We start from the raw sequence: 5,416 nt of genomic DNA on the forward strand, positions 1-5,416 counted from the left end.
GAACCGCCGTATACGGAACCGTACGTACGGTGGTGTGAGAGGACGATGATTAAATTAATTAATTATCTCCTACTCGATTTACTTGCAATAAATCTGTTTAATTTAGCAGAAAATAAAGTGAAATGTCTCTTTTTTTAAAACGTATTTCATTAAAAAGAAAACCACTCAAATACTAGAAGAAATATTGGTAAAACGTATGCGATTACTGTAAAATAGGATATGTTATTTAAACTCTGAATGAGGTGAAATTTTATGAAATTGTTTGTAGGTCTGGGAAACCCAGGTTCAAAATATGAAAGAACACGCCATAATGCTGGATTTATGGTTATTGATGAATTAAGCAAAGCATGGAATATTCATTTATCAGAAGAAAAAAAATTTAAAGGTGAGATTGGGCGTGGAGTTGTTAAAGGTGAAAAGGTTATATTATTGAAACCAACAACTTTCATGAACTTATCTGGAGAGTCAGTTCGTGCAGTTATGGATTTTTATGATGTTGATATCGAAGATTTAATTGTCATCTATGATGATTTAGATTTACCACACGGAAAGATTCGAATGCGTTTAAAAGGAAGTGCAGGTGGCCATAATGGAATTAAGTCATTAATCGCACACACTAAAACACAAGAATTTAAACGTATTCGTGTGGGAATCGATCGCCATCCCAAAATTCCAGTAGTGGATTATGTGTTAGGAAAATTTACAGAAGATGAGTTAGCACTTGTCAATCAGGCGATTGATTTATCAGTAAAAGCTTGTGAAATGGCATTAACAGAATCATTTAATAAAGTGATGACTGAGTATAGTAAATAGGACTTGTCACAGAAGGTGGGTGTTTGAATGAATGTGATGAATCAGTATATTTCAAAGTCTGAACAACTTCAAACTTTGATGAATACATTAGATAAGGATAATCAAAATGTTTTATTAAGCGGGGTTACAACTTCTTTTTATGCACCATTATTACAAATGATTTTCGAAAATAAAAAACGACCGATGATCATTATGATGCAAAATTTATATCACGCTCAGCGTTTGTATGATCAACTCATTGATTTGATGGACATGAATTCAGTCCGTCTTTTTCCTATGGATGAATTTATAACAGCTGAGATGCTTGCTTCAAGTTCTGAGTTACGTATCGAACGAATGAATACACTAGCTTCAATAATTGAAAATCAAAATAAAATCGTTGTAACACATGTTGCTGGTGCGACACGATTCTTAACACCAAAAGAGATTTTTAAACAAGCCGATATTCAATTAGAGGTTGGTGGAACTTACGAACTTGATGAACTAAAACGTAAATTAGTTGAGTTAGGTTATCAATCGGTTCGTGCTGTTGAGCATATGGGTGAATTTAGTGTTCGAGGCGGAATCTTAGATGTTTTTCCGATGACAGAAGAGAATCCAATTCGTATTGAATTCTTTGATGATGAAATTGATACAATTCGTTATTTTTCAACAGAAACTCAACGTTCGATTAATAAAGTTGAAAAGGCAGCTCTCGTTCCAACATTTGAACTTGTTTATTCAGACGAGCAAGTTGAGCGTTTTGAAAAAAATATTAAAGAACGCTTAACAAAAACGGCACCACTTGTTGAAGGGGAAACACGTGATAATTTATATGCTAGAATCTATGGTGATATAGAAAAGATTAAAAATAATCAAGATTTAGAGGTCATGCATAAATATATTTCATTATTGTATGAAAAACCAGATACATTGCTATCTTATTTCGATGATCCATTGGTAATCTATATTGATTACAATCGTATTTTAGAGAATCAAGAGCATATGAATGAAGATGCATTAGCCTGGCAAGAAGGAGCCATCGAAAATGGAAAAACAGTCGTTGATTTAAATTTATATCATCCAATTACTCAAACAAAAGTCTCTAGACAGCTATTTTTACTTGAACATACGAGTTCATTACAAGAAATCAAATTGACAGAACACGTTAAGCTAATGACTAAGAGTGTTACTGAGTTTCATGGACAACTTGAATTTTTTGCGAAAGAGTGTAAACGACTCAAAGAAAATGGGGTTACAGTCTTTGTCACAGTTTCAAGTGTGGAGGCACGTAATAACTTAGCCAATTATTTAGAAGAATCAGGAGTGACTGTTGCATTCCCAACGACGATCGATGAAATTAGAGAAGGTTCGATCCATCTTGTCTATGAGCGATTACCATTAGGTTTTGAACTATTAGAACCGAATATTGTTGTTTATACGGATTATGAGGTTCATACAAAACGAAAAAAACAAACAGCTTATAAAAGTAATTTTAAAGAAGGTAAGAAGATTAAAGACTATAATGAGCTTAAGCTCGGAGACTATGTGGTTCATGTTCAACACGGAATTGGACAGTATATTGGGATTGAGACATTAGAAACAAATGGTGCCCGTAAAGATTTCTTAATGATTGCTTATCGCGGAGGCGATAAACTATATGTTCCAATCGACAAAATTGAGATGGTTCAAAAATATGTAGGATCAGAGGGGGCAAAACCGAAAATCCACAAACTAGGAACATCGGAATGGGAGAAAACGAAGGCAAAAGTTAAGAAAACGGTTAAAGATATTGCAGATAAATTAATCAAAATTTATGCTAAACGCGAGCATTTACCTGGTTACGCATTCTCAAAAGACACGATTGAGCAACATGCGTTTGAAAATGCCTTCCCATATGTTGAAACAGATGATCAGCTAAGGGCTGTGGCTGAGATTAAAGAAGATATGGAAGCGCCACATCCAATGGATCGTTTATTAATCGGAGATGTTGGATACGGAAAGACGGAAGTAGCGATGCGCGCTGCATTTAAAGCAGTCCAGGATGGGAAGCAAGTTGCCTATTTAGCACCAACAACAATTCTTTCTAAGCAACATTATGAGTCATTTGTGGCACGTTTTAAGGATTTTGATGTAAAAATTGGATTACTTAATCGTTATGTGTCAATAAAAGAACAACAGGAATTGCTAACAAATATAAAAAGTGGTAAAATAAATATCGTTGTCGGAACGCATCGAATTTTATCAAAAGATGTAATCTTTAAAGATTTAGGACTTTTAATTATCGATGAAGAACAACGCTTCGGGGTTGAACATAAAGAGAAAATCAAAGAGTTTAAAACTGAAGTTGACGTCTTAACGCTTACTGCAACACCAATTCCAAGGACATTACAAATGTCGATGATTGGTATTCGAAGTTTATCATTGATTGAGACTCCACCAATGAATCGCTATCCGGTACAAACTTATGTACTGGAAGAACATGATGGAGTAATTCGTGATGCAATCGAACGTGAATTGGCTAGGGATGGACAAGTATTCTATTTATATAATAGAGTATCAGATATAGAGAAAAGAGCGGCAAGAATACAAAAGTTAGTGCCGGATGCAGTGGTTGAATATGCTCATGGACAAATGAGTAAAGAACAACTTGAACAAACGATGGCGGATTTCGAAGAAAAGAAATTTAATGTCTTAGTTTGTACCACTATTATTGAAACAGGGATTGATATACCAAATGCGAACACTCTGATTATCTCAGATTCGTATCGATTAGGCTTATCACAACTATATCAGCTAAGAGGTCGCGTCGGAAGAAGTGATCGTATTGCTTATGCTTACTGCATGTATCCTAGAAATAAAGTATTAACTGAAAATGCTGAAAAAAGGCTACAAACAATTAAAGAATTTACTGAACTTGGTTCAGGATTCAAGATTGCCATGCGTGACTTAGCAATACGTGGAGCTGGAGATATGTTAGGAGCACAACAATATGGATTTATAGATACAGTTGGACTGGATTTATATACTCAATTGTTAAGTGAAGCAGTAGTTCACGCAAGAGAAGGTAGCAATTTTGAAGTCGCTTCATTTGAATTACCAAAATTAGAATTTGACTTTCCAACGAAAGTTGATGCGTACATACCTGATTTTTATATCAGTGATGAATCGACCAAAATTGAAATTTATCAAAAAATTAAAAAAGTTACTAATGATGAAGAATATAAAGACGTTATCGATGAATTAATTGACCGTTTTGGTGATTTCCCTGATGATGTTAAATATTTAATTGATCTGACCTTTTTAAAGAATATAACCGAACCATATATTGAAAAAACAAAATCGACTAAAAATACGATAGAATTCATATTAAAGGAAGAAATTACACAAGATATTGATGGACAGAAATTATTTGAAGCTGTTCACAAGATCGGTTCTATGATTCGTCTGGCGTATAAGGATAATCGAATAAATATTATTTTTGATTTACCAGTTGTTAAAAGGTTACAATGGTTCGAATATGCATTAGATTTATTTAAAAATTTCGAAAGATTCAAAAAAGATGTAAAAAAGGTATAATTTATTAAAAAACATAAAAACTAATGTTAGATAATTTGAAAGTGAGGTTTTGAGAAAGATGAAAGCTACTGGAGTTGTTCGTCGTATAGATGACTTAGGTCGTGTTGTAATCCCAAAAGAAATTCGTAGAACGATGCGTATTCGCGAAGGGGATTCTTTAGAAATTTTCGTTAATCAATCAGGAGAGGTTGTATTAAAAAAATATTCTCCAATCGCTGACATTTCTGCATTTGCACAACAATACGCTGATGCAATGCAAGCATCTACTAAAAAAGGTATTTTAATTGTAGACCGTGAAGATATTATTGCAGCTTCTGGAGAAATTAAAAAACAATATTTAAACCGTCGTGTTAGCCGTCCATTAAGCGACATGATTGAAAATCGTACATCTAAAATCGCTGAAGGAAAAGAAGTTTTAGAAATCGTTGATGGTGAAACAACTGAGCGTTCATTCGTAATGATTCCAATTATCTCAAATGGAGATAGCTTAGGTGCAGTTATTTTAGTAGGAACTGAAGAAGATGAATTAGTTAATGAATTAGATATTAACAGTGCTAAAATCGCAACATCATTCTTAGGTAAATACTTAGAAGGTTAATTTGAAAACAAAAAAGATACTTATCCACAATTGAGTAAATAAGTATCTTTTTTATTTTAGCTGTGTTACAAAATCTTGTTCATAATAAATTTATTGATACCAACCGGTACTCAGTGTAAAGTTTTTTTTTGTGATCTGTGGATAAGGATGATAATAATTAAGTTAAGTCAATATTATATTCAAGGATATTATTTTAGAGGATAGCTAAAAATTATTTATGTTATTATCCATTCGTATGAAGGATACTATTAATTGATTTATACATACATGGCGAAATATAATTCATGGTTTTGAAGTCACCTATTCCTTATCAAATTTCATCAAATTTTATGATAAAATTTAGGTAAATTAAATTTAAACTCAAATAAAAAAGTGTAACCGAAGTTACACTTTTTTATGTGCGCCCGGCATGGGTATTATCTAACGGGTTAAAGTCCCGAGTACGAC

General features: G+C 33.1%; 3 protein-coding genes. All 3 read left to right on the top strand.

Annotated elements, in window-relative coordinates:
* The first annotated feature begins 252 nt into the window (after positions 1 to 252).
* Genes pth through NEH75_RS13295 form a run of 3 tightly spaced genes read left to right on the top strand, consistent with a single transcriptional unit; the run spans position 253 to position 4,969 of the window.
* Positions 253 to 813 carry an aminoacyl-tRNA hydrolase gene (gene pth, locus NEH75_RS13285; protein ID WP_055305913.1) on the top strand — a complete coding sequence of 187 codons (561 nt, stop codon included), beginning with the start codon at positions 253 to 255 and terminating at the stop codon, positions 811 to 813.
* A gap of 27 nt (positions 814 to 840) precedes the next feature.
* Complete coding sequence (gene mfd / locus NEH75_RS13290) at positions 841 to 4,371, top strand: transcription-repair coupling factor (RefSeq protein WP_055305914.1); 3,531 nt, start codon at positions 841 to 843, stop codon at positions 4,369 to 4,371.
* A gap of 58 nt (positions 4,372 to 4,429) precedes the next feature.
* Entirely contained in the window at positions 4,430 to 4,969 is a 540-nt protein-coding gene (locus tag NEH75_RS13295) for a stage V sporulation T C-terminal domain-containing protein (protein ID WP_055242950.1), read from the top strand.
* Positions 4,970 to 5,416: the final 447 nt, after the last annotated feature.

Origin of the sequence: Turicibacter sp. T129 (genome assembly GCF_025594975.1) — a bacterium.
GTDB lineage: Bacteria > Bacillota_I > Bacilli_A > MOL361 > Turicibacteraceae > Turicibacter > Turicibacter bilis.

What these genes read in the sequence shown, in the direction of transcription:
- pth (WP_055305913.1), top strand. Translation starts at nt 253, where the DNA reads ATGAAATTGTTTGTAGGTCTGGGAAACCCAGGTTCAAAATATGAAAGA.
- mfd (WP_055305914.1), top strand. Translation starts at nt 841, where the DNA reads ATGAATGTGATGAATCAGTATATTTCAAAGTCTGAACAACTTCAAACT.
- NEH75_RS13295 (WP_055242950.1), top strand. Translation starts at nt 4,430, where the DNA reads ATGAAAGCTACTGGAGTTGTTCGTCGTATAGATGACTTAGGTCGTGTT.